The following is a 23,594-nucleotide window of genomic DNA, read 5'->3' as shown; positions in this document are numbered from 1 at the left end:
GCTGGGGACGGCGCGCCGACCGGCGCCCGTCCCCACCGCTTCGGAGGCACCATGACCCGCGTGCGCGTCGACCTCAACATCACCCTCGACGGCTTCGCCACGACGACCGATCAGACCCCGGAGAACCCCTTCGGCGAGGACTGGGGACGCCTCACCGCGGCCTACACCGCGACCCGCACCTTCCAGGAGCGCGTCTTCCACGACACGAGCGGCGCGGGCACCACCGGGGTGGACGAGAAGTACGCGGCGCAGTACTTCCAGGGCATCGGCGCCGAGATCATGGGCGCCGGGATGTTCGGGCTCCACGCGAACCCGGACGACCCGGAGTGGCGCGGCTGGTGGGGCGAGGAGCCGCCGTTCGAGGTTCCGGTGTTCGTCCTCACGCACACGCCGCGCCCGCCGATCGAGTTCGCGAACGGCACGAGCTTCCGCTTCCTCTCCGCGACCCCGGAGGAGGCGCTGCGGGAAGCCGTAGCCGTGGCCGGAGGACGTGACGTGCGCGTCGGCGGCGGGGCGACCACGGTCCGGGAGTTCCTGCGCGCCGGGCTCGTCGACGACCTGCACGTCGGCATCACCCCCATCCTCACCGGCAGCGGCATCCGGCTGTGGGACGACCTGCGTGGTCTCGAGGCCGGCTATCGCGTGACGTCCGAGGTCGCGGAGTCCGGAGTGACCCACGTCACGTTCTCCCGCGAGGGCTGAGTCACCGGCGCGGGGTCGCAGAATCGCACCGAGGTCGCGGGCATTCCCGGAGACTCTGCGACCTCGTGCGGAAGTGCGCTGTCAGAGCGGAGGGCCGAACAGCTCCTCGCCGTGCTCGTGGAGGAGCCGGTACGCGTCGGCGAAGGTCTCCGGTTCCTTCTCGCCCGCCGCGCCGTAGCGGGCGAGGAGGAGCCCGAGCAGCCCCCGGGCGGGAGGCGTGAGCGGCTTGAGGTGATCGGCCTCGTTCGGCTGCGGGGTGCCGCCCTCGGGATTCGGCGGCGTGTACGCGGGTGTGGTGACGGGCCAGTCGGCCGGGTGCCGCGGCTTGTCGAGGTTCACGACGTTGAGCAGCGTGTTGGCCGACTGATCGCGGTCGTTCAGCGGCTCCAGGCCGTGCAGGCGTGACAGCGTGGCCGTGACCGACCCGTGGTGCATCTCGTCGTGGACGATCGTGCCCCGCCGCGTGTACGCCGACACCGCGATCGCCGGGACGCGACAACCGAGCCGGTCGAACGTGAAGCCCATCTCCCCGGCACCGGTGTCCTTCGTGGGTTTCGTGGCCGCGGGCGGAGGCACGTGGTCGTAACAGCCCCCGTGCTCGTCGAAGGTGATGAGCAACAGGGTGTTCACGGCGTTCGAGCCGCCGGGCGTCGCGCTCGTGCGCACGGCCTCGTAGACGTCGTGGATGAGCCGGTCGCCCGCCCGCACATCGGAGATGGCGCTGTCGAACACGGGTTCGCCGTCGACCACGCTCTCCCGCGGCTTCCCGAACGGCGGATGGAAGTCGTTGTGGTCGTAGACCATCCGGGGCTCGATGAACGCGTAGGCCGGGAGGGTGCCGTTCTTCGCGTCGGCGTAGAAGTCCTCCATCGTGCCGAAATGATCCGTGCGCCAGTACTTCTCGAGCACCGCCGCATGCAGCATCCCCGTGAAGGAGACCAGCTGGAGCTCGTCGATGTAGATCCGCCAGCTCACCTTGCGGTCTTCCAGGCGGTTGAACACCGTCGGTGCGGCCGGGGCGTCGAGCCACTTCCGGTAGCCGCCGCCACCCTGATTCGTCACGAAGCCGTGCGAGGTCGAGGCGTGGAAGAAGGAGCGGTTGCAGAAGGTCTGGGAGGGCACTCCCGCGTACCAATGGTCGAACACGGCGAACTCGGCGGCGAGGGTGGAGAGCACCGGGAGCATCTCCGGCGAGAACGAGCCCATGATGTGCCGCGCTTCGTCCAGGCTCGGCTCCTTCCCGTCGCGCAGTCGGCGGAAGTTGATGATGTAGTCCTTGAGGAAACCGGACATCGTCGCCTTCTCGCCGTGGGTGGGGGCGTTGAAGGGCGTGGTCATCTCGTCGACGAACAGGTCCGCGTTGGTCTTCGGATCGACCGTGCCGAAGATCTGCGTGTTGACGTGCGGGTACTCCTCACCCGGGTCCGGATCGGGGAGGCTCATGATGCGGTCCGTGTCGCCCCGGTAGACGTGCGCCTCCACCACCGTGCCGTCCGGGGCGGTGTTGCTGTGGGTGCCGAATGCGAGACCTTCGAAGGTCTCGCCCGCCGGCAGCGTCTCGGCCGTGTAGAGGTAGCCGAGGAGGTTGTCGAAGGAGCGGTTCTCGCCCATCACCACGACCATGTGATCGAAGCCGGGCTCCGAGCGGGGCGTGAGTGCGGCGAACGGATCCGGGTCATCGGCGAAGCCGTCCCGGCTGCCGGCTCCGGCGACCGAGGCTCCGATCGCCGCCCCTCCCGCGCCCCCGATAACCGCTCCCGCCAGGGCGGCACCGCCCGCGGCGAAGAATCCGCGCCGTGAGGGGTCGCGGGGAGAGGCGTCGGAGGGGGTGTCGTCGTCGACCATGCCGCGATCCTACGGCCGGGCGAGCCCACTCAGCATTCCGGTATCCCAGGAATGTCGCGGAACGGGTCTGGAAGGATCGGGGAGTGCATTCCGCGGTCGTCCCCTCCGAAACCGTCCCGTTCCTGGCTCGCCGCCCCGTGGTGCTCGCCGCCTTCCTCCTCCCGCTGGCACTCGCGATCGTGCTGTTCACGATCGAAACCGGCCCCGTCTTCCTCCTGTGTCTCGCCGCCGTCCTGCCCGCGGCGGCCGTGACGATGTTCGCCGCCCGCTGGATCGCTCCGCGGCGTGCGCGGTCATGGGCGTCGTCCCTGCTCGCCGTGGCCTGGGGCGCCGGTGCCGCCGTGCTCCTCGCGGCCGCGATCGGCGCGTGGTCGTCCGAGCAGGCGATCTATGTCGACGACCAGGGCATCGTGCGTGAGGCGGTCCCCACGATGTGGGTGCTGACGCCCATCGTGGAGGAGATCGGAAAGGGTCTCGGCGTGCTGCTCGTCCTTCTGCTCGCACGACGCCTCGGCCTGCGCGGCGTGCTCTTCGGCGCGATGGTCGGCGCACTGGTCGGCGTGGGCTTCGCAGCCGTGGAGGACGCCTCCGCGATCGCGGCGGAGATCGCGGCGAACGATCCCGGCTCCGGCATCGCGACCTGGATCGTCCGCACCCTGACGTTCCCCACCCATGCCGCGCTCACCATCTGGACCGGGGCGGCGCTCGGTCTCGCTCTCGACGCCCGGCGCGCCTGGTCGCGCCCGCTCCTCGCGCTCGCCGGACTCCTGGTGGCGATCGCGGCCCACGGCGCGATCAACTACGGGAACGTGTCCGGCGCCACCGATCAGGCCTCGTTCTTCACGTCCCTGGGCACGGCCTTCGGCTGGATCGTGGTGTCGACGGTCCTCGCCGTGACCCTCCGTCTCGTGCTGACCCGTCGCCGGGTCTGAGCCGCCCGGACGGGGCACAGCTTCGGAGATCGCGGCCGACACGCGGTCGTGCGAGGCTGTCGCACGGCGCGTCGGGGCTGGTCTCCGAAGCTGTGCGCGGGGTGGTTCAGGCGGCGGGGATCCAGAGGACGGCGCCGTCGCGCCAGCCGAGACCGGCCGCGCCCTCGGGGAGCGGGTCCTCGTGCCGCGGACGGACCACGCGGAGACGGCGCCCGGCGAGCTCGACGATGTAGACGACGTCGGCGCCGCGGTAGACGTGCGCGATCACCTCGACCGGGACGGGGGCACCCGGACCCGCCGCGGGCGACAGATGCAGATCCTCCTGCCGGAGCACGACCTCGCCCGAGCCGTCCGGCCCGGCGCCCGTGAGCGGGACCTGCACGGCGGTGCCGTCGAGGGTCGCGATCGCGCCGGAGCGCGTGGCGGGAAGGAGGTTCGCGGCACCGATGAAGTCGGCGGCGAAGGTGGTGAGCGGGGCGCTGTACAGCTCCGCCGGCGCGCCCTCCTGTTCGATGATCCCGCCGTTCATGAGCACGATGCGGTCGGAGAGGCTCATCGCCTCCTCCTGGTCGTGCGTGACGAACACCGTCGTGAGACCGAGCGTTCGGTGCAGTTCCTTGAGCTCGACCTGCATGTCCTCGCGCAGACGCGCATCGAGGTTCGACAGCGGCTCGTCGAGCAGGAGCACGCGCGGCTCGAACGCGATGGCGCGGGCCAGGGCGACGCGCTGCTGCTGTCCGCCGGAGAGCTGCGCGGGCATGCGATCGGCGAGGTGGCCCATCTGCACACGCTCCAGCGCCCGGACAGCGAGCTCCTTCTGCTCGGCCTTCGACTTCTCGCCCGACATCCGCAGCCCGAAGCGCACGTTCTCGGCGACGCTCATGTGCGGGAAGAGCGCGTAGCTCTGGAACATCATGCCGAGGTGACGCTTCTCGGGCGGCAGCTTCGTGACGTCCTGCCCCGCGATCTCGATCGTGCCGCTCGTGGGCGACTCGAGCCCGGCGATGCAGCGGAGGAGCGTCGTCTTCCCGCAGCCCGACGGGCCCAGGAGCGAGACGAACTCGCCGGACCGCATCGAGAGGTCGATGCCCTTGAGCACCTTCGTCCCCTTGAAGTCCTTGGTGAGTGCAGTGATGGTGAGCGTTGTCATCAGACGAACAACCTTCCCAGGCCGATGATGCGTTCGAGGACGATCATGAGGACGACGGTGAGCAGGACCATCAGGGTCGAGACGGCGGCCACGGTGGGCGACGTGCTGAACTCCAGCTGGCCGTAGATGGCGATGGGCAGGGTCTCCAGCTGCGGGGTGCGCAGGAAGAGGGCGATGACCGCATCGTCGAACGAGATGTTGAAGGCGAAGAACGCTCCGGCCGCGATGCCGGGGCGGGCGATGGGCAGCACCACGAGGCGGTAGCGGTTCCAGGTGCCGGCGCCGAGGGTGCGCGCGGCCTCCTCGGTGAAGTGGTCGGCACGGGTCATCACGCCGGTCACGGTGCGCATGACGTAGGGGATCGCGATGACGACATGGATCGCGATGAGCACGCCCACATTCGGGGAGCCGATCGTGAGCGAGGCGATGGAGAGGGCGCCGATCGCGAGGATGATCGTGGGGATCGTCAGCGGGGACATCAGCAGCGCCTGGATCGCCGCGCCTCCCGGAACGCGGAACCGCGTCAGCGCGAGGGCGGCCGCGGTACCGATGGAGGCGGCGAGGATCGCGACCGACACACCCACCACGAGGCTCAGGCGGAACGGCTCAAGGTAGGTGTCGGAGGTGAGGGCCTCCACGTACCAGTCGAGCGTGAAGCCCTGTCCGGGGAACGTGAGGAAGCGGTTCTCTCCCACCGAGGCACCGGCGACGACGAGCAACGGGACGAGCATGTAGAGCGTCACGATGATGCCGAGGAGGATGGCGAGGATACGGCCGAGGATCGGGACGGAACGGACCATGGTCACACCTTCTGCTTCCCGAGCCGGGACGTGGCCGCGAGCACGAGCATCACGCCCGCGAACAGCAGCACGGCCTGCGCCGCCGCGAACGCCCAGTCGAGGTTGGTGGTCGCGTCGACGTAGATCGTCTGTGCGAACACGGGGATCTGCGAGCCGCCGATGAAGCGGGGGGTGATGAAGGAGCTCACCGATAGCACGAACACCAGGGAGGCGCCGGCGACGATGCCGGGCACCGACAGCGGCAGCACGACGTGCCGCAGCGTGCGCCAGAATCCGGCGCCGAGGGTGCGGGAGGCCTCCTCCAGCTGCGGACGGATGCCGGAGATGACGCCGAGGATGCTGAGCACGGCGAACGGCAGCAGCACCTGCACCATCGCGATCACGACGCCGGTCTCGGTACCGAGGAATCCCTGCGTGCCGCCGACGAGGAACTCCGCGCCGGGGATCTGCATCATCAGGCCGGACGGCCCCATGAGCACCACCCAGCCGAAGGTGCGGACGACGACGCTCGTCATCAGCGGCAGGATCACCACGATGAGGAGGAAGGAGCGCACCTTCGAGCCGGCGCGCGCCATGATGTACGACAGCGGGACGGCGATGACGAGGGTGATCACCGTCTGGATCACCCCCAGGCGGAGCGATCGCAGCGCCGCCTGGAGGTGATACTCGCTCGCGAACAAGCGAGTGAAGTTGTCGAGGGTGAACCCGCCTGCCGGCGATTGCACGCTCATGAGCAGCATGCCGGCCACCGGGGTGACGAAGGCGAGCGCGAGCAGCACGATCGCCGGCAGGAGCAGGAGCCAGGGCTCCTTACGGGTTCGGACGCTCATTTGGTGATCAGCGCATTCCACTCATCGGTCCACGCCTGACGCGACGCGGCGATGTCTCCCGGGGCGTAGACCACGACGTCGTCGAGCTCGTCGCCGGTGAGCACAGCCTCGGCCGCCTCGTCCGACAGCTCGGCCTTCGTGTTGACGGGGGAGTAGCGCATGTTCTCCGCGAAGACGGCCTGCGCTTCGGGGCGCAGCTCGTAGTCGATGAAGAGCGTCGCCAGCTCGGGGTTGTCCCGGCCCTCGACGACGTTCGCCGTGATGAGCGACGCGGTGGCGCCCTCCTCCGGGACGATGAACTCGACGGGGAGACCCGCGTCCTGCAGGGTGCCTGCGTAGTCCATCGCGTACGGGGCCAGCCAGGTGCCGCGCTGGGCGAAGGCGGTCTGCAGGTCCGGCGAGGTGGGGACGACGATCGCATCGCCCGAGGACGCCAGCGCCCCGAGGTCGGCGATGGCCGCGGACGGGTCCTCGATGCCACCCCCGAGCGCGTCGGCCACCCGGAGCATCGACAGCACCCCGTAGGTGTTCGAGAAGTCCGTCAGGGCGACGTGACCGGCGTAGGCGTCGTCGAAGAGGTCTTCCCAGGACGTCGGCGCCGGGGCGTCGGCCTCGGTGTTGTAGACGAGCCCGATGGGCGCGAGCTGGATGACCGGACCCTCCCCGCGCTCGAGGCCGGCGGTCGCGATGTCGATGAGGTCTCCCGACGCAGACAGGTCGTCGGCGGCGATCGGGGCGATGAGGCCCTGCTCCGCGGCGGTGAACTCCTGTCCGCCGGAGAAGTGCACGACATCGATCTGCGGGCTCGCCTTCTGGGCGGTGACCTGGGCGAGGGCATCGGCGCTGTACAGGGTGATCAGCTCGACCTTCGCTCCGGTCTCCTCCTCGAACGGGTCGACGACGGCCTCGATGAAGGCCTTCTCCCAGTCTCCGCCGAACGACGTGACGACCAGGGTCTCGCCGGCGAACTCCTTGTCACCACCGGACGAGGACTCGCCGTCGCCGGACGCGCAGCCGGCGAGGACGAGGGCACCGGTGGCGACGAGCGCGCCGGCGGTGAGGATTCTGCGGGTGTTCATGCACTGCTCCTTCGGGATGGGTCCAGCACGGGGGGTGGACGCCTAGACCAGGCGTCCGATGGTGAGCTGCTTCGCTCCGTCGATGCGGATCGCGGCGCTCTCCTGAGCGAACTCCGCGAGTCCTTCGGTGATGCCGGCCCAGATGTTGACGGGTGTCCATCCGAGGGGGCCGAGAATACGGGCACCACGATCGTAGAAGACTCCGATCTCGTACCACTCGAACGGCAGTCCGCCCATCTGCATGGGGCGCTGCCAGTACCACTGCAGGTCACCCGGTGCGGGCACGACCTGCTGGTTCTCCGCGGGCACGGCTTCGGGGTCGAAGTTCTGGGCCTCCTCGGGAAGGGCGACCATGACCTCGGGTCCGGCGTACATCGCGTGCATCGCCTGCATGGTGACCGGCTTCTCCAGCGCGCCCCACATCGCCTCGCACGTGCGAGGAGCGAGGTCCTCGAACAGGGTGGCGACGGCGCGGACGCCGTTCTCGTACTCGAGGAAGACCTGCTTGGTCATCGTGTTCCTTTCTGGCCAGCGGACGGTTCCGCTGCGCGTTCACGGGCGGCCGCGACGAACGCCGCGAACAGCGGGCGCTCCTCGGCGGCCTCTTCGGGGGCTGTCATCTTCTCGGGGTGCCACTGCACCGCCCAGAAGGCCCAGTCGTCGTCCGCCTCGACGGCTTCGACGATGCCGTCGGGAGCCCAGGCGACGGGGCGCAGCCCGGGGGCCGGGGTGTCGACGGACTGGTGGTGGATGGTGTTGACGGTCCGCGTCGTCGTCCCGTAGAGCGCGGCGAGCCTGCTGTCCTCCGCGAACGCGACGGCGTGCCGGGCGGAGAGCTGCTCGTCTGCTCCTCGCACCGGGTGATGGTCGGCCGTGGCGGGGATGTCGACGATGAGGGAGCCGCCGAACGCGACGGTGCAGACCTGGAGCCCGCGGCAGATCGCCAGCACCGGCAGGCCGCGTTCCCGGGCACCGAGGGCGAGCGCGATCTCGTAGCCGTCGCGGGCCGAGTCGTACGACTTCCCGTCCTGGGGCTCGGCGCCGTAGTGCGAGGGGTGCAGATCCTCCCCGCCGGAGAGCACCAGCCCGTCGAGCCGATCGAGGACCTCGTCGACACCGGCGGTCGGCGGCAGCAGCACGACGGCGCCGCCGGCGGCCTCGATGGGCGTGGCGTACTCGGTGCCGAGGCTGTGCGCGGGGCGGCCCGTGCCGAGGTCGGTGTCGATGGCGCGGCGCCAGGTGGTGATGCCGATGAGCGGGCGGGTCACGACAGCTCGATCCACGTGGTCTTCAGGTCGGTGAACTTCTCCATCGCGTGCAGACTCTTGTCGCGTCCGAAGCCGGAGCCCTTGACCCCGCCGAAGGGGATGGTCATGTCGCCCTCCTCGAAGCAGTTGACCCAGACGACACCCGCCCGCAGCCGCCGGGAGAGGGTGTGCACGGCGTTGAGGTCGGTGCTCCACAGCGCGGCGGCGAGGCCGTACTCGGTGCCGTTGGCGATGTCGAGGGCGTCGTCGACGTCGTCGTACGCGATGACCGACAGCACGGCGCCGAAGACCTCGCGTTGCGCCACCTCGTGCGCGGGGGTCACGCCGAGCACGACCGGGGCGAAGTAGCTGCCGCCGTCGACGGCGGAGAACCGCTCGGCGCTCCCGGCCGCGAGCTCGGCGCCCTCGGCCTCCGCGCGCTCGACGAACCCGGCGATCCCGGCGAGCTGCTTCTCGCTGACGATCGCCCCCATCGACGTGGACACGTCGAACGGGTCTGCGGGAAGGCTCGTGCGGGCGACCTCGGCGGCGATCTCCAGGGCCCTGTCGTACTGCGCGCGGGGGACGAGCAGCCGGGACGAGGCCGTGCACATCTGCCCCTGGTTGTAGAAGCAGCCGTCGGCCGTTGCCCGGACCGCCCGCTCCAGATCGGCGTCCGGCAGCACGAGGCTCGCCGTCTTGCCGCCGAGCTCCGGCCACACGCGCTTGCCGTTCGACGCGGCGGCGTAGCCGAGGAACCGGCGGCCGACCTCGGGCGAGCCGGTGAACGTGACGACGTCGACGTCGGGGTGCTCGCCGAGTGCGCGGCCGGCGACCTGGCCGGCGCCGGGGGTGACGTTCAGCACGCCGGCCGGGATGCCGGCCTCGTGGGCGAGCTCGGCCAGGCGCAGGGCCGAGAAGGTGGTGTGCTCGGCGGGTTTGAGGACGACGCTGTTGCCGACGGCGAGAGCGGGGGCGAGCTTCCAGGCCGTCATCGTGAGCGGGAAGTTCCACGGCACGACCGCGGCGACGACGCCGGCCGGTTCGCGGGTGACGAGCGCGAGGCTGTTCGGTGCGGTGACGGGGAGCTCGTCGAGCACCTTGTCTGCGGCCTCGCCGTACCACCGGAAGCAGTTCACGACCGCGCGGAGTTCGGTCTGCAGCGCCTCGCGCACGGGCTTGCCCATCTCGAGGGAGATGGTGAGGGCGAGTTCTTCGGCGTTGTCGTGGATCTTCTGCGCGAAGGCGATCAGCAGCTGGCCGCGTTCGCGGGGGGCGATGCGCGACCAGACGCCCGCGTCGAACGCGGCACGGGCGGAGCGGACCGCGCGGTCGATGTCGGCGGCGGAGGCGGCCGCGATCGGGGGCAGAGCCCGGCCGTCCCGGGGGCTGATCGGTGCGAGGGGCTCGGCGGTCCCGTCCTCCCAGGAGCCGTCGATGAACATGCGGGTGTGCAGCGACAGTGCCGCCGCGCGGTCCGCCCAGTCGTCTCCAGTTGCCGTGAACACGATCGTCCTCTCCAGGGGTGAAGGCCCTGGAAGGGATACTCGCTCTATTTCGCTATCACGTCAAGGCAATGCGAACGATCTCGCCATTTCTTTACACGTCCGTAACAGAATCGGCCTACAAGCGGATGGCTCCCGTCGGCATGTCCTGCGCCAGCGCCGCCGGCGCCTCGTCCACGATCAGCGACCCGCGCAGCACCGGAGTGATGACGACGAGCGACTCCACGACCTCCAGCCCGTCGTGGCCAGCGACCGCGGGACCGGTGAGGAACTCGTAGAACTCGTCCGCGTCGCGCACGAGTACGTTCATGAGGAGCTGCGACGTGCCCGTCGTCGCGACGATGAACTTCACCTCGGGGGCGGCGGCGAGGGCGGATCCCACCTTCTCCAGCCGATCCATCGGCACCCGCAGCCACACGAGTGCCTCCAGCCCGAGGCCGAAGAGGCTCGGGACGATCTCCGTGCGGGGGTGCATGAGCCCGCGGCGGTTGAGGGATTCCATCCGTCGACGCGTCGTGGTGACGTTCAGTCCGAGCGCGCGGGCGAGCTGCGCCACGGGCATCCGTCCGTCCTTCAGCAGGAGCCGGATCAGCGCTTCCTCGTCCTCGCTCAAGGCGTCCGCCGGGTCGACCTCGGATCCCGAGGACTCGTCCAGCATGCGCACCTGTTCGTCGGACAGCACCCCCACCCGCCAGTCGTGCCCGGAGCGGAAGAACTTCAGCACCGTGGTGACGTTGATCGACGCGATGCCCTCCACCTCGGGGAAGTCGGTGAAGAGCAGCTCGCGGATCGATGCGTCGTCGTGCGGGAGGAGCATGCCGGCGATGTCGCTGCTGCCCTCGAGGACCGACACGGACGACGCATCGGCACGACGGGCGAGGGTGCGGGCGACGTGCCAGAGCGCATGCGGTTCGGTCGTTATCCGGAACAGGACGGCGCGCGCATGGAGCACGCGCGCGGGGTCGACGTAGGTCGAGACGCGCACGAGCCCGCGGTCCAGGAGACGCTGTCCGCGGCGGGCGACCGTCCGCTCCGGGAGGTCGACCACGCGGGCGATCTCGCCCCAGGACGCGCGGCCGTTCACCTGCAGGGCCGCCGCGACGATCCGATCGGTCTCATCGGCCAGGGCATCGTTCGCGGGCACGGGTTCTCCTTCGCGGGTCGGGCACGTGAAGGTTATCCCAGACCCGGAAGGGACCGGTGCACGGTCCGAGGCGAGAGCCGGGGGAGACGGCACGGGCGCCGCCGGAGGACCGGTGGCGCCCGTGGAGGGACAGACGACCGGGTTACCCGGCTTCCGTCGTCTCGACCACCGCTGTCGCACGGCGGCGACGCAGGGCGAACAGGCCGAGGCCGGCGGCGAGCAGCACGATGGCCCCGATGACGAACGGCATGCTGTCGGCACCGGTCGTCGCGAGGTCGCCGTCGGTCGCGCCACCCGAGTCGCTCTCATCGGGGACGACCGCTCCGCCCCCGGCCGCCGCGGTGACGGTGAGGGAGGCCGTCACCTCCGTGCCGTCGGGGAGGATCACGGCGAGGGTGTGGGTGCCGGCCGGGGTGCCGGCGGGGATGGTGACGGTGCGCGAGAACGTGCCGTCGGTCGCGACCGTGACCGTACCGAGCGAGACCGGATCGGATCGCAGCTCGAGCGCGAGTTCGGCGCCGGCCGCGAAGCCGCTTCCCGACACCGCGAGCGTGCCGCCGGCCGCAACCGAGGACGCGCCCAGTCCGACCGTCGCGGGCTTCTCCGGCTCCGGCTCCTCCGTGACCGGCGGGGTGACACCGGCCTCGGTGACCCACTTCTCACCCGCGTCGGACTTCGTCACGGTGAACGTGTCGTAGACGGCGCCGACGGGGAGGTCGGTCGTGGCGTCCGGCTGCTTCTCGGCGAGGTACGACCGGTAGACGAGCTGGTTCTTCGAGACGTCGATCACCTGGTACGTCGTCACGCCCTGACCGCGCAGCACCTGGGTGGCGCCGTTGTTGGTCCAGACGTTCTTCTCCGGGGTCTCCAGGTCGTAATGCTTCGCGCCGGAGTTCGACACGACGTAGACCGGGCCCGTCGTGAGACCGGGGGTCTCGGTCGCATCCGTGTTCACGTAGCCGCGGGCGTACGTGTGGTCGTGGCCCATGAGCACGAGGTCGATGTCGTTGCGCTGGAAGACGGGCAGCCACTCGGCGCGGAGCACCGGCTCGTCACGACCGGCCGAGGCCGAGAAGACCGGCTGGTGGAACGTGACGACGTTCCACTTCGACGGGCTGTTCTGCAGCAGCAGGTCGAGCCAGGCGGCCTGGAAGCGCGTCCACAGGGTGCCGATCTGCGACGACGGGCACTCCGCGCCCGTGCAGGACGGGAGCCCCGCCGGGGTGAGGAAGGTCGTATCGCGGGTCGCGTTCAGGGTGATGAAACGAACGCCCTGGTAGTCGGTGTAGTACGCGGTCTCGGCGGCGAACGAGCTCCAGTGGTCGAAGAACGCGCGGTACTGCTGCGCGACCTCGGAGTCGCCCTTCGCGAGGTTCGCGAGTTCGCCGATGGAGCTCGTCGACGGGTTGTTGTGCGGGTACTCGAACGCGGCCTTCCAGGCCGTGAGCAGCTTGTCGCCGGAATACTCGTGGTTGCCCGGAGCGGCCATCACGTTGGTGCGCACGGCGGAGTCCTTCATGCCCTTGAACCAGTTGACCCACTCGTTCTCGTTGCTGGAGGTGTTGATCAGGTCGCCCGCGTGGACGGAGCCGATCGAGCGAGGAGCCTGCGCCTCGGCCTGCTTCACGACGCTCGGCCAGGTGGTGTCGAGACCGATCTGGGCGTCGCCGTAGTAGATGAACTGGAAGTCGCTCGCCTTCGGGTCCGCCGTGCGGAACTCGTACCAGTCGCTCCAGCTCCCGGGGAGACCCACCCGGTAGCGGTAGGCGGTGGCGGGGGCGAGGTCGGTGACCGTGACCGAGAAGTGCTTGTTCGGGTTGCCGTTCACCACACCGGCGTCGTATGCGTCGACCGTGCGGGTGGCACCACCGGTCGCGAGGCCGATCTCGACCTGGCCGACCGTGTGCGAGGCGTCACCGGCGAGCCAGGAGAACGACTGCGACACCTCCGGCTTCTCGGTCGGGGTGAGGATGACGCGGGTCGGCGGGGCGACTACGGGCGTGCCGGGGTCGGAGGCCTTCACGAGGGTGAGCGACGACATGTCGAAGTAGATGTCGGAGCTCGACGCGCGGTCCTGGAACAGCGACACGGCGATCGTGTTCGTGCCGTCGCGGAGCAGGTCGCCCTCGGCGCTGAACGTGCTGGTGAGCGGGTCGCCGTTGGAGTCGCCGGCGTACTCGACGTTTGTCGTGTCGGTGATCCGGCCGTCGACGTAGCGGGCCACCTCTTCGCCGTTGATCCACACGATGAGCGCGTCGTCGAAGGTGACGGTGCTCTGCAGGGCGGCGACCTGGTCGGCGACCCCGGCCTCCAACTCGAATGTCGTGCGGAAGAAGTACGTCGGCACCGTCGGCGCCGCCGAGCCGTCGAGGTAGTGGTTGAGGAGCGTCTTCGGGGTGTGCGGCCCGACGGGGGCGAGCGCCCCGCTCTTGGCGCCGAACGAGCCGGGTGCGGTCTTCCACGCGCTGTCATCGTAGGCGGGCAGGGTCCAGTCGCGCAGCGCGGCCGGGGCGGGGGACGGGTCGGAGCCGTCGTCGAGGTAGTGCCAGGGCGTGTCGCCGGTGACGAGCGATCCGGTCGGCACCTCGGGGTCGGGCGCGGCGAGGGCCGCGGGGGCGACGACGGCGCCGCCGAGCACGGCGAGCAGCGCGACGGACGTCAGTCCGCGACGCCGCCACCGCACCGCAGGGGTGGGGGAGGTCATGTCTGTCCTTCGTGGGTGGGTGTCCGTGCTCAGCCGCACGGGGCGTCCCCAGCCCAGCGGAGCCGGATGACGGAGGTCTGACATCGAGGCGACGGGGAGGTGAACGGGGCGCAGGCGGGCACAGCTTCGGAGATCGCCCGTGACACGCCGGGGGTACCGGCTCGGAGCCGGCGCGTCGGCCGGAAGCTCCGAAGTCGTGCCCGGGCCGGGAGGGGTGGAAAGCGGGCCGGTACGCTGGAACCCATGCTCAACATGGCCGACGGCCTCGCCCGTCTCGGCGCGCTCGCCGAGAATCCCGTCGTCCGCACCCTCGCGGAGGCCTTCGACGGAGCCGGTTTCGAGCTGGCCGTCGTCGGCGGTCCGGTGCGCGATGCGCTGCTCGGCCGCGAGACGCACGACCTGGACTTCACGACGAGCGCCTCGCCGGACGAGATCCTCGCGATCGTGAAGCCGGTCGCCTCCGCGCACTGGGACATCGGCCGGGCCTTCGGGACCATCGGCGCCCGGGTGCGGGGCGAGCAGGTCGAGATTACGACCTATCGCGCCGACAGCTACGACGGCGTAACGCGCAAGCCCACGGTGGAGTTCGGCGACTCGATCGACGGCGACCTCGTCCGCCGCGACTTCACGGTCAACGCGATGGCCCTCCAGGTGCCCGCGGTGAAGCTCGTCGACCCGACCGGCGGGGTCGAGGACCTCGTGGCGGGCGTGCTGCGGACACCGACGGACCCCCGGGTGTCGTTCGGCGACGACCCGCTCCGGATGCTGCGTGCCGCCCGGTTCAGCGCGCAGCTCGGCTTCACGGTCGAGGAGGACACGGAGCGGGCGATCACCGAGCTCCGCGAGACCCTGAAGATCGTGAGCCCGGAGCGCGTGCAGTCCGAGCTCGTGCGCCTCATGCAGACCGACGACCCCGTCCGCGGCATCCGGGTGCTGGTCGAGACCGGACTCATCGAGGAGTTCCTCCCCGAGGTCAGCGCCCTCAAGCTCGAGGTCGACGAGCACCACCACCACAAGGACGTCTACGAGCACTCCCTCACGGTGCTCAGTCAGGCCATCGCGCTCGAGCACGCCAGGAACCCCGGGGCCGCGCCGGACGTGCCGCTGCGGATCGCGGCTCTGCTCCACGACATCGGCAAGCCCCGCACGCGCAAGCTCGAGCCTGGCGGCGCGGTGACCTTCCACCACCACGACGTCGTCGGCGCCCGGATGGCCCGCAAGCGGCTGCAGGCCCTGCGCTTCGACTCGGCGACCACGGATGCCGTCGCGACCCTGATCGAGCTGCATCTGCGGTTCTTCGGCTATGCGGAGGGGGCGTGGACGGATGCCGCCGTGCGCCGCTACGTCCGCGATGCCGGGGACCTGCTGGAGCGCCTGCACATCCTCACCCGCGCCGACGTCACCACGCGGAACAAGCGCAAGGCCGCCCGGCTCGCCGCCGCCTACGACGACATCGAGTCCCGGATCGCGGCGCTCCGCGAGCAGGAGGAGCTCGACGCGATCCGTCCTGAGCTCGACGGCAACCGCATCCAGGAGGTCCTCGGCATCTCTCCGGGCCGGGAGGTCGGCGAGGCGTACCGCTTCCTCCTCGATCTGCGCCTCGATGAGGGCGTGCTGGGCGAGGACGTCGCGGAGCAGCGTCTCCGGGAGTGGTGGGCTTCGCGCGGCTGACTCCTGCCGACCCACCCCCTTCCGCGCACCCCGGCCCCTTACGCACGCACGCAGAGGGCCGGGAGGACCGCAGAGGGGTGGGTCGACCTCAGTTGATGATGGCGGCGGCGTCCGGGGGGAGAGTCAGGGACGTGAGGGTGCGCGACGGGGAGGCGAGCGGGAGGGTTGTGAGGAGGATCTCGGCCGTCGAGGGGACCGCGAACGAGGCGGGGGTGGGGGAGAGGTTCACGAGCACCGACACTCCTCCGCGATCGATGCGGTAGACGCGGTGCTCGGGGCGGCCGTCCGTCTCCCGGACCTCGACCGTCGTGTGCGCGGAGTCCGGGTCGGTGAGCTCCGGTCGGGCTCGCCGCAGTCGTGCGAGGTGGCGGTACAGCGCCAGCAGGCGCGCGTGCACCGGCGCCTCGGCCTCCGCCCAGTCGAGGTGCGAGCGGCGGAAGGTGTCGGGATCCTGGGGGTCGGGGACCGCATCCGGATCCCAGCCCATGCGGGCGAACTCCGCCGTGCGGCCCTCGGCGACCGCGCGGCCGAGCTCCGGCTCCGGGTGGGCGGTGAAGAACTGCCAGGGTGTCGTCGCGCCCCACTCCTCGCCCATGAAGAGCATCGGGGTGCCCGGGGCCGTCAGCGTGAGGACGGCGGCCACCGCGAGCCGATCGGGGGACAGGGTGGCGGAGAGCCGGTCCCCGGCCGCGCGGTTCCCGATCTGGTCGTGGTCCTGCGCGAAGGTCACCAGCCGCCAGCTCGGCACCTCGGCGGGGATCGGGGACCCGTGCGGACGATCCCGGAAGGACGAGAAGGTGCCGTCGTGGAAGAACCCGCCCTCCGTCACCTTGGCCACCGCCTCGGCCGCGGCGAAGTCGGCGTAGTACCCGGCGGTCTCCCCGGTGAGCGCGACGTGCACGGCGTGGTGCCAGTCGTCCGACCACTGCGCCGTGAGTCCGTAGCCCCCGGCTTCCCGCGGCAGGATGAGCGTCGGGTCGTTGAGGTCGGACTCGGCGATGAGGGTCAGCGGCCGGTTCTGCTGCGCGGAGAGGGCGTCCACCCGTTCGGAGAGCTCCCGCAGCAGGTGCACGGGCCGCCGGTCGTGCAGGGCGTGCACGGCGTCGAGCCGGAGTCCGTCGACGTGGAAGTCGCGCAGCCACATCAGGGCGTTGTCGAGGATGTACTCCCGCACCGCGGGCTCGTCGAGGTTCACCGAGTCGCCCCAGGTGTTGGTCTCGCCCTCGCGCAGGTACGGACCGAAGAGGGGGAGGTAGTTGCCGCTCGGGCCGAGGTGGTTGTAGACCACGTCCTGCACGACGGCGAGCCCGTGCGCGTGGGCGGCGTCGACGAAGCGCTGGTAGGCCGCGGGGCCGCCGTACTCTTCCTGCACCGCGTACCAGAGCACGCCGTCGTATCCCCAGTTCCAGGAGCCGTTGAAGGCGTTGACGGGAAGCAGCTCGACATGGGTGACGCCGAGCTCGACGAGATGCGCCAGGCGGCCGATCGCCGCGTCGAGCGTGCCCTCCGGCGTGAAGGTGCCGAGGTGCAGCTCGTAGATCAGCCCGCCTGCGAGTTGGCGTCCGGTCCAGGAGGCATCGGTCCAGGCGAAGGCCGCGGGGTCGAACGCCGCCGAGGCGCCGTGCACGCCGTCCGGCTGCCGCCGCGAGCGAGGGTCCGGGCGCAGGTCGTCGCCGTCGTCGAGCAGGAAGCCGTAGCGCTCACCGTCCGCGAGGGCGAGGTCGGCGGTCCAGTGCCCCTCCGTCGCGGCCGTGAGTTCGCGCTCCTCCACGGTCGTGCCCGCGTCGTCGAGGCGTCGCACCCGCACACGACTCGCCCGCGGCGCCCACACCGAGATCATTGGGCCAGCTCGATCAGGGCGACCGGATACGTGTCGAGCAGTTCCGCCAGCCGCACCGGTCCCGGCGGGATCCGCCGACCGGTGAGGAGGTCGGTCCCCGGCAGCTCCGGGCGCATCAGGACCGTGTCACCCCAGCCGCCGCGGCGCGCCAGCGTCACCGGCAGTCGCGTGGCCACGGCGGTCGCGCCGCCGCGGTGCACGGCGACGGCGTGGTCCGCGGCCGCACCCTCGACCACGGCCGGCCGGTAGAAGCGGAAGAGCTCCGGGTTGTCCCGCCGCAGTCGCAGGGCCCGCGAGGTCACCAGCAGCTTGGCGGCACCGGAGTCGTCGATCGGGGGGACCACACCGCGAGCGTGGTCCGCGTCGAGCTCCCGCAGCATCCGAGCGCGCAGAGCGAAGTCGACGGGTCGACGGTTGTCGGGGTCGACGAGCGAGAGGTCCCAGAGCTCGGTGCCCTGGTAGACGTCCGGCACGCCGGGACCGGTGAGCTGCAGCAGCTTGGCGGAGAGGGAGTTCGAACGGCCGGCATCGACGATCTCCGCCACGAACCGGTCGAGGATCGGCGCGGCGTCACCTTCCACGGATCGTGCGATCGCGGCCAGACCCTCCTCGAAGGCCGCGTCCGGATGCTGCCAGGTGGTCCGCTCGGCGGCCTCGCGCGCGGCCTTCGTGGCGTAGGCGAGGAGCCGGTCGGAGGGCAGCGGCCACGCGCCGACGGCAGCCTGCCAGATGAGCGCGTCGAGGGGGCCGTGTCCGGTGGTCGCGACGGCGCGCAGCTCCGCCAGCACCTCGCCCCACCGCTCCGGGATCTCCGAAAGCACGGACAGGCGCGCCCGCACGTCCTCCGAGCGCTTCGTGTCGTGCGTGGAGAGCGTCGTCATCGAGTACGGCCAGGCCGCCAGTCGTGCCCGCTGTGCGTCGTGGAACTCCTCGACCGACAGGGCGGGGATCGACGGGTCGGCGCCGACCTCGGTCAGCGTTCCGAGCCGGGTGAACCGGTAGAACGCGGTGTCCTCCACGCCCTTCGCCATCACGGCGCCGCTCACCTGGGGGAACCGCTGCGCGACCTCGAGGGTGGGCTCGACCAGGAGCGGTTCGAGCGCGGCGAAGGCGGCGGAGAGGTCGGGGCGTCGGCGACGGGCCTCCGCGAAGGCGGCGCGCAGGTGCTCGCGGCCCTCCGGGAGATAGGAGCGGTACACGGGGAAGCAGGCGAGGAGTTCCGCCAGTGCGTCGTCCGCGTGCACGATCCCGTGGGGAAGCGTGCGGACCAGCCGGCGCACCTCGGCGGCCAGGAGCGTGTCGGCGATCATCCGCTTCGTGTCGTGGATGAGGTCGTGCCAGGGGAGCGCGTCCGGGAGGCCGGTCTCCGCGCGGAGCCGGGCGTCCAGGCGGTCCAGTGCGGCCACCCCCTCCGCGTCGACGAACAGACGATCGAGCTCGGCCAGCGCGTCGTATCCGGTCGTGCCGTCGGTCCGCCACCAGGCGGGCAGGGCCTCGCCGGGCTCCAGGATCTTCTCCACGAGCGTGTACGCGCGCCCTGTCGCGTCGGCGAGCTGCTCCAGATACGCGCCGGGGTCGACGAGGCCGTCCGGATGATCCACCCGCAGCCCGTCCGCGAGTCCGGTCCGGAGCCAGCGGAGGATCTCCCGATGCGACTCCGCGAAGACGTCGGGGCGCTCCACCCGGATGCCGGCGAGTTCGGAGACCGCGAAGAATCGGCGGTACGTGAGATCGGTGTTCTGGTCCTCCCAGAATCGCAGCTCGTAGTTCTGGGCCGCCAGGAGTGCCGGGAGGTCGTCGGCCAGCGCCGCCGTGCCGGGGGCGAGCGGCAGTTCATGCTCGAAGTAGCGCAGCACCCCGTCCGGCGCATCGGCGGCCGGGGTGGTGTCGACGTCGAGCTCGCCGTTGGCGACGACCTCCTCCGGGCTCGCGCCCAGCAGCGGGAGCAGGAGGCGTCCGTCGCCCGCCGCCCAGTCGATGTCGAAGGCGGCGGCATGACGGGTCTTCCGGCCGAGTCGCAGCACCTCCCACCACCATCTATTCTGCCGCGGCACCGCGACGCCCACATGGTTGGGGACGATGTCGGCGAGGATGCCGAGGCCGGCCGTGCGCGCCGCCGAGGCGAACCGGACGAGACCGTCCTCGCCCCCTCGGTCCGGATCGATGCGCGCGTGGTCGACCACGTCGTAGCCGTGGTTCGAACCCGGCGTCGCCGCCAGCAGCGGCGACAGATACACCCAGGACGCGCCGAGCTCGGCGAGGTAGCCGACCACATCGGCCGCCGCTTCGAGGGGGAAGCTGCCGCTGATCTGGAGGCGATAGGTCGACAGAGGCCGGTCGGTCATGAGGCGGCCTGCTCGCTCTGCGCACGGAGCGAGGCGTCGACGGAGTCGTCGGTGTCGACGGGCTCGCCGTCGATCTCCTGCAGCACGAGCATGGCCTTGCCCTCGAGCGGCACGGTGTCGCGGGCCCGGAGGTTCCGATCGCCCAGCTCGCCGGCGGTGTCCACCGCGACGAGCCATTCCGCGCCGTGGCGGTCGTCGGGAAGAGCCAGGTCGACGGGCTCGTCCCCGCTGTTGAAGTAGACGAGGAAGTTCACGTCTTCCACGGGTCGCCCTCGCCGGTCGTTCTCGCGGATCCCGCGACCGTTCAGGAACATGCCGACCGAGCGGCCGAAGCCCGAGTCCCAGTCCTCCGGGGTCATGCGGGCGCCGTCCGGTCGCAGCCACACGACGTCGGGGATGCGCTCGCCGTCCTCGTCCGCGACCGGTCGTCCGTCGAAGAAGCGGCTGCGGCGGAAGGTCGGATGGTCGTGCCGGAGTCGTGCGACCGCCGCTGTGAACTCCACGAGCGGCAGGTCGGCCGCCTCCCAGTCGATCCAGGTGAGCTCGTTGTCCTGCGCATAGCCGTTGTTGTTGCCGTGCTGCGTGCGGCCGAGTTCGTCGCCGTGGGAGATCATCGGCACGCCCTGCGAGAGCAGCAGCGTCGCCAGGAAGTTCCGCTGCTGACGCGCGCGGCGGCGATTGATGTCGATGTCGTCGGTCGGCCCCTCCGCGCCCATGTTGTCGGAGCGGTTGTGGGATTCGCCGTCGTTGTTGTCCTCGCCGTTGTCCTCGTTGTGCTTCTCGTTGTAGGAGACGAGGTCGCGCAGCGTGAAGCCGTCGTGCGCGGTCACGAAGTTGATGGAGGCGACCGGGCGCCGGCCGGAGTGCTCGTACAGGTCGGCGGAGCCGGTGAGGCGGGAGGCGAACTCGCCGAGTGCCTGCGGCTCACCGCGCCAGAAGTCGCGCACGGTGTCGCGGTACTTGCCGTTCCACTCCGTCCATTGCGGCGGGAAGTTGCCCACCTGATAGCCGCCGGGTCCGATGTCCCACGGCTCGGCGATGAGCTTCACCTGGGAGACGATCGGATCCTGCTGCACGAGTTCGAAGAAGGCTGCCAGGCGGTCGACGTCGTAGAACTCGCGGGCGAGGGTCGCCGCGAGGTCGAAGCGGAAGCCGTCGACGTGCATCTCGGTCACCCAGTACCGCAGCGAGTCCATGAGCAGCTGCAGGGCGTGCGGGTTGCCCGCGTTCAGGCTGTTGCCCGTGCCGGTGTAGTCCGTGTAGTAGCGCTTGTCCTCTTCGAGGCGGTAGTACGCCTCGTTGTCGATCCCGCGCATCGAGAGCGTCGGGCCGAGGTGGTTGCCCTCCGCGGTGTGGTTGTAGACCACGTCGAGGATGACCTCGATCCCGGCCTCGTGGAGCGCGCGCACCATGGCGCGGAACTCCTGCACCTGCTGGCCGTCCTGACCACCGGCGGCATAGGCGTTGTGCGGGGCGAAGAAGCCGAGGGTGTTGTAGCCCCAGTAGTTCGACAGGCCCTTGTCCTGCAGCACCGAGTCGTTGACGAACTGGTGCACGGGCATCAGCTCCAAGGCGGTGACGCCGAGGCGCTGGAGGTGCTCGACGACCGCCGGATGCGCGATGCCGGCGTAGGTCCCGCGGAGCTCCTCCGGCACCTCGGGATGCCGCTGGGTGAGCCCCTTCACGTGCGCCTCATAGATCACCGTGTCGGCGTACGGCGTCTTCAGGGGCCGGTCGCCGCCCCACTCGAAGAACGGGCTGACGACGACGCCCTTCGCCATCGCGGCCGCGGAGTCGTCGTCGTTCCGGGAATCGGGGTCGCCGAAGTCGTAGCCGAACAGGGACTGACCCCAGTCGATGTCGCCGGCGACGGCCTTCGCGTACGGGTCGAGGAGCAGCTTGTTCGGGTTGAACCGCTGTCCCTGGGCCGGGTCGTAGGGGCCGTGCACCCGGTAGCCGTAGCGCTGTCCCGGCTGCACCGTGGGCAGGTAGCCGTGCCAGACGAACGCGTCGACCTCCGTGAGCGGCACCCGTGTCTCCGTGCCGTCCGCGTCGAAGAGGCAGAGTTCCACGCGCTCCGCGCCCTCGCTGAAGAGGGCGAAGTTGGTGCCCTGACCATCGAAGGTGGCCCCCAGCGGGTACGCGGACCCGGGCCAGACCTCCCGGCTCATCCGGCGAGGGCGTGGTCGCGCGAACCCGCGGCCATGGCACTGACGATGCTGACGGCATGGTCGTAGTCGTACACCTGAGCGATCTCCACAGCCCGAGGATACGGGTGTCCGAGGTAGCAGACATAGAGCGGCGGCACGACCTCGATGTATCCGACGGGAGCGTCGTGCGCGACGACGTACCGGTCGAAGTCGATCCGCTCGCAGGCCGGCTCGGTCGCGGCGGGGTGGGCCGCGTCGGCGCGCTGCGAGGAGCCAGTGCTGGTGGGGGTGTGGACGTTCATGGCGCCTCCTGACTCGTGATGGGACCACGATAGGAACCGGGAACGGATTCGAGAACGGTATTGCCATCCGGGCCTCGACCGGCTACGCACCCGCTGACGGCAGGATCACTCCCCGCGCCGTCGCACGTACTCCGTCACCACGACGCCCGATTCATAGGGGGTCGTCTCCACGGCATCGAACCGTTCCGGACGATAGGGGCGGTCGCCGAAGAGCGGGATCCCGGATCTGAAGAGCAGCGGCTGCCGTTTCAGGATGAGCCGGTCGATCTCGTCGGCCAGCGTCGCCGCGAGAGAGCCGCCGCCGCACAGCCAGATCGCGCCGCCTTCCTCGCGCTTGAGGCGCCGCACGACCTGCACCGGGTCCTCCGCCGTCACCTCGAGATTCTCGGCCGCGGCGGTGCGGGTGCGGCTGAAGACGATCTGCCGCAGGTGCCGGTACGGGCTCGCGAGCCCGCCCACCTCGTAGGTGTTCCTGCCCATCAGCACGGTGTCGAACACGTCGTTGCGCTGCGGGATGCCGAGGGCTTCGGCGGCCACGGTCGGCAGGGTGTCGGCGAAGCGGGCATTGATGCCGTCCATGTGGTCGCCCTCGACGAGGAAGGCGTCGAACTCCCCGTCCGGCCCGGCGATGAACCCGTCCAGGGTCACCGCTGCGTAGTACACGAGCTCTCGCATCGTTCTCCAATCACTACATCTGTTGCGGTTGAGAGTACAACAGTCGTAGTGATTGCGCTAGGGTGGCGGCATGGCGAGGAATGAGCCGCGACGACGGCAGATCGCGGATGCGGGGCTGGCGGTGCTCGCCCGCGAGGGATCCCGGGGGCTCACACACCGCGCGGTCGACGCCGAGGCGGACGTCCCCGCGGGGACGACGTCGAACTACTTCCGCAGCAGGGAGGCGCTGATCGAGGGTCTCGTCGACCGCATCGGGGAACGCCTGGCTCCGACGCCCGAGGACCTGGAGCGGAGGGCCGAGATCACGCCGAGCCGGGAGCTCTTCGCCGACTACATCCGGGACATCGTGCGCCGCCTCACGGCTGATCGCGACGTGACCCTCGCCCTGTTCGCCTTGCGGCTCGAGAGCGCTCGTCGTCCCGAACTCGCCGCCGTGCTCGGGGCCTGGCAGCGTGCCGGCTTCGATGCGGACGTCGCCTTCAACGTCGCGGCGGGTCTCCCCGGGGGTCGGCGGGAGATCGCCCTGTTCCACTACGCGATCGATGGTCTGCTGCTCGACCGGCTCACCACCCCGATCGACCCGGAGACCTCGACCGACGACGTGATCGACGATCTCGTGGCCGGGCTGCTGCCCTGACCGCCGCCGCTGCTGTTCCGCCCGGTCGATCCTGCT

19 protein-coding genes are annotated in these 23,594 nt (G+C 70.6%); 4 read left to right on the top strand and 15 right to left on the bottom strand.

Annotation, left to right across the window (positions count from 1 at the left end; translation table 11 throughout):
* Positions 1-51: 51 nt before the first annotated feature.
* Complete coding sequence (locus tag C6C15_RS16840) at positions 52-702, top strand: dihydrofolate reductase family protein (RefSeq protein WP_060921341.1); 651 nt, start codon at positions 52-54, stop codon at positions 700-702.
* Between the two features lie 81 nt (positions 703-783).
* Here the strand turns inward: C6C15_RS16840 and C6C15_RS16835 are convergent, their stop codons facing one another.
* Positions 784-2,547, bottom strand: a complete 1,764-nt coding sequence (locus C6C15_RS16835; RefSeq protein WP_105950705.1) for an alkaline phosphatase family protein — start codon at positions 2,545-2,547, stop codon at positions 784-786.
* 83 nt (positions 2,548-2,630) lie between these two features.
* Between C6C15_RS16835 and C6C15_RS16830 the strand changes: the two genes are divergently transcribed.
* Entirely contained in the window at positions 2,631-3,479 is an 849-nt protein-coding gene (locus C6C15_RS16830; RefSeq protein WP_105950704.1) for a PrsW family glutamic-type intramembrane protease, read from the top strand.
* 106 nt (positions 3,480-3,585) lie between these two features.
* On the opposite strand, the gene C6C15_RS16825 is transcribed toward C6C15_RS16830, so the two are convergent.
* From C6C15_RS16825 to C6C15_RS16785, 9 genes are all read right to left on the bottom strand, one after another.
* Positions 3,586-4,629 carry an ABC transporter ATP-binding protein gene (locus C6C15_RS16825; RefSeq protein ID WP_105950703.1) on the bottom strand — a complete coding sequence of 348 codons (1,044 nt, stop codon included), beginning with the start codon at positions 4,627-4,629 and terminating at the stop codon, positions 3,586-3,588.
* Positions 4,629-5,429, bottom strand: coding sequence for an ABC transporter permease (locus C6C15_RS16820; protein ID WP_234024182.1), 801 nt, complete (start codon positions 5,427-5,429; stop codon positions 4,629-4,631). The genes C6C15_RS16825 and C6C15_RS16820 overlap by 1 nt, the downstream gene beginning before the upstream one ends.
* Before the next feature lie 2 nt (positions 5,430-5,431).
* Positions 5,432-6,259, bottom strand: a complete 828-nt coding sequence (locus tag C6C15_RS16815; protein ID WP_060921346.1) for an ABC transporter permease — start codon at positions 6,257-6,259, stop codon at positions 5,432-5,434.
* Positions 6,256-7,338: an ABC transporter substrate-binding protein gene (locus C6C15_RS16810; protein ID WP_105950701.1), complete on the bottom strand. Its 1,083-nt coding sequence runs from the start codon at positions 7,336-7,338 to the stop codon at positions 6,256-6,258. Before C6C15_RS16810 ends, C6C15_RS16815 begins: the two co-directional genes overlap by 4 nt.
* A 42-nt stretch (positions 7,339-7,380) precedes the next feature.
* Entirely contained in the window at positions 7,381-7,851 is a 471-nt protein-coding gene (locus C6C15_RS16805) for a DUF3830 family protein (protein ID WP_105950700.1), read from the bottom strand.
* Positions 7,848-8,606 carry a gamma-glutamyl-gamma-aminobutyrate hydrolase family protein gene (locus C6C15_RS16800; RefSeq protein ID WP_158698583.1) on the bottom strand — a complete coding sequence of 253 codons (759 nt, stop codon included), beginning with the start codon at positions 8,604-8,606 and terminating at the stop codon, positions 7,848-7,850. Before C6C15_RS16800 ends, C6C15_RS16805 begins: the two co-directional genes overlap by 4 nt.
* Positions 8,603-10,093, bottom strand: a complete 1,491-nt coding sequence (locus tag C6C15_RS16795) for an aldehyde dehydrogenase family protein (protein WP_105950698.1) — start codon at positions 10,091-10,093, stop codon at positions 8,603-8,605. Before C6C15_RS16795 ends, C6C15_RS16800 begins: the two co-directional genes overlap by 4 nt.
* Positions 10,094-10,208: 115 nt before the next feature.
* Complete coding sequence (locus C6C15_RS16790) at positions 10,209-11,234, bottom strand: Lrp/AsnC family transcriptional regulator (RefSeq protein ID WP_158698582.1); 1,026 nt, start codon at positions 11,232-11,234, stop codon at positions 10,209-10,211.
* 142 nt (positions 11,235-11,376) lie between these two features.
* Positions 11,377-13,938 (bottom strand): purple acid phosphatase family protein, encoded by a 2,562-nt coding sequence (locus C6C15_RS16785; protein ID WP_060921351.1) that lies wholly within the window; start codon positions 13,936-13,938, stop codon positions 11,377-11,379.
* Between the two features lie 243 nt (positions 13,939-14,181).
* On the opposite strand from C6C15_RS16785, the gene C6C15_RS16780 reads away from it, so the two are divergent.
* On the top strand, positions 14,182-15,609 hold the full coding sequence (locus C6C15_RS16780) for a CCA tRNA nucleotidyltransferase (RefSeq protein ID WP_105950696.1): 1,428 nt from the start codon (positions 14,182-14,184) through the stop codon (positions 15,607-15,609).
* Positions 15,610-15,697: 88 nt separating this feature from the next.
* Here the strand turns inward: C6C15_RS16780 and treZ are convergent, their stop codons facing one another.
* The 5 genes from treZ to C6C15_RS16755 form a co-directional block, all read right to left on the bottom strand.
* A complete protein-coding gene (treZ, locus tag C6C15_RS16775) occupies positions 15,698-17,449 on the bottom strand; it encodes a malto-oligosyltrehalose trehalohydrolase (protein ID WP_105950695.1) in 1,752 nt (583 codons plus the stop codon).
* Positions 17,446-19,794: a malto-oligosyltrehalose synthase gene (gene treY, locus C6C15_RS16770; RefSeq protein WP_105950694.1), complete on the bottom strand. Its 2,349-nt coding sequence runs from the start codon at positions 19,792-19,794 to the stop codon at positions 17,446-17,448. The genes treZ and treY overlap by 4 nt, the downstream gene beginning before the upstream one ends.
* Entirely contained in the window at positions 19,791-21,965 is a 2,175-nt protein-coding gene (gene glgX / locus C6C15_RS16765; protein WP_060922072.1) for a glycogen debranching protein GlgX, read from the bottom strand. Before glgX ends, treY begins: the two co-directional genes overlap by 4 nt.
* Positions 21,962-22,246, bottom strand: coding sequence for a hypothetical protein (locus tag C6C15_RS16760; protein ID WP_060922071.1), 285 nt, complete (start codon positions 22,244-22,246; stop codon positions 21,962-21,964). The genes glgX and C6C15_RS16760 overlap by 4 nt, the downstream gene beginning before the upstream one ends.
* 105 nt (positions 22,247-22,351) lie before the next feature.
* A complete protein-coding gene (locus C6C15_RS16755) occupies positions 22,352-22,921 on the bottom strand; it encodes a dihydrofolate reductase family protein (protein WP_060922070.1) in 570 nt (189 codons plus the stop codon).
* 70 nt (positions 22,922-22,991) lie between these two features.
* Here C6C15_RS16755 and C6C15_RS16750 point away from each other — a divergent pair, with 70 nt between their 5' ends.
* Complete coding sequence (locus C6C15_RS16750; protein WP_060922069.1) at positions 22,992-23,558, top strand: TetR/AcrR family transcriptional regulator; 567 nt, start codon at positions 22,992-22,994, stop codon at positions 23,556-23,558.
* Positions 23,559-23,594: the final 36 nt, after the last annotated feature.

This window comes from Microbacterium sp. str. 'China' (assembly GCF_002993305.1).
GTDB classification, from domain to species: domain Bacteria; phylum Actinomycetota; class Actinomycetes; order Actinomycetales; family Microbacteriaceae; genus Microbacterium; species Microbacterium paraoxydans.
The sequence above is the reverse complement of the archived record's forward strand: the minus strand, read 5'-3'. Positions and strand labels throughout refer to the sequence as shown.

What these genes read in the sequence shown, in the direction of transcription:
- C6C15_RS16805 (WP_105950700.1), bottom strand. Translation starts at nt 7,851, where the DNA reads ATGACCAAGCAGGTCTTCCTCGAGTACGAGAACGGCGTCCGCGCCGTC.
- C6C15_RS16820 (WP_234024182.1), bottom strand. Translation starts at nt 5,429, where the DNA reads ATGGTCCGTTCCGTCCCGATCCTCGGCCGTATCCTCGCCATCCTCCTC.
- C6C15_RS16755 (WP_060922070.1), bottom strand. Translation starts at nt 22,921, where the DNA reads ATGCGAGAGCTCGTGTACTACGCAGCGGTGACCCTGGACGGGTTCATC.
- C6C15_RS16750 (WP_060922069.1), top strand. Translation starts at nt 22,992, where the DNA reads ATGGCGAGGAATGAGCCGCGACGACGGCAGATCGCGGATGCGGGGCTG.
- C6C15_RS16825 (WP_105950703.1), bottom strand. Translation starts at nt 4,629, where the DNA reads ATGACAACGCTCACCATCACTGCACTCACCAAGGACTTCAAGGGGACG.
- C6C15_RS16815 (WP_060921346.1), bottom strand. Translation starts at nt 6,259, where the DNA reads ATGAGCGTCCGAACCCGTAAGGAGCCCTGGCTCCTGCTCCTGCCGGCG.
- C6C15_RS16810 (WP_105950701.1), bottom strand. Translation starts at nt 7,338, where the DNA reads ATGAACACCCGCAGAATCCTCACCGCCGGCGCGCTCGTCGCCACCGGT.
- glgX (WP_060922072.1), bottom strand. Translation starts at nt 21,965, where the DNA reads ATGAGCCGGGAGGTCTGGCCCGGGTCCGCGTACCCGCTGGGGGCCACC.
- C6C15_RS16840 (WP_060921341.1), top strand. Translation starts at nt 52, where the DNA reads ATGACCCGCGTGCGCGTCGACCTCAACATCACCCTCGACGGCTTCGCC.
- C6C15_RS16760 (WP_060922071.1), bottom strand. Translation starts at nt 22,246, where the DNA reads ATGAACGTCCACACCCCCACCAGCACTGGCTCCTCGCAGCGCGCCGAC.
- C6C15_RS16835 (WP_105950705.1), bottom strand. Translation starts at nt 2,547, where the DNA reads ATGGTCGACGACGACACCCCCTCCGACGCCTCTCCCCGCGACCCCTCA.
- C6C15_RS16780 (WP_105950696.1), top strand. Translation starts at nt 14,182, where the DNA reads ATGCTCAACATGGCCGACGGCCTCGCCCGTCTCGGCGCGCTCGCCGAG.
- treY (WP_105950694.1), bottom strand. Translation starts at nt 19,794, where the DNA reads ATGACCGACCGGCCTCTGTCGACCTATCGCCTCCAGATCAGCGGCAGC.
- C6C15_RS16785 (WP_060921351.1), bottom strand. Translation starts at nt 13,938, where the DNA reads ATGACCTCCCCCACCCCTGCGGTGCGGTGGCGGCGTCGCGGACTGACG.
- treZ (WP_105950695.1), bottom strand. Translation starts at nt 17,449, where the DNA reads ATGATCTCGGTGTGGGCGCCGCGGGCGAGTCGTGTGCGGGTGCGACGC.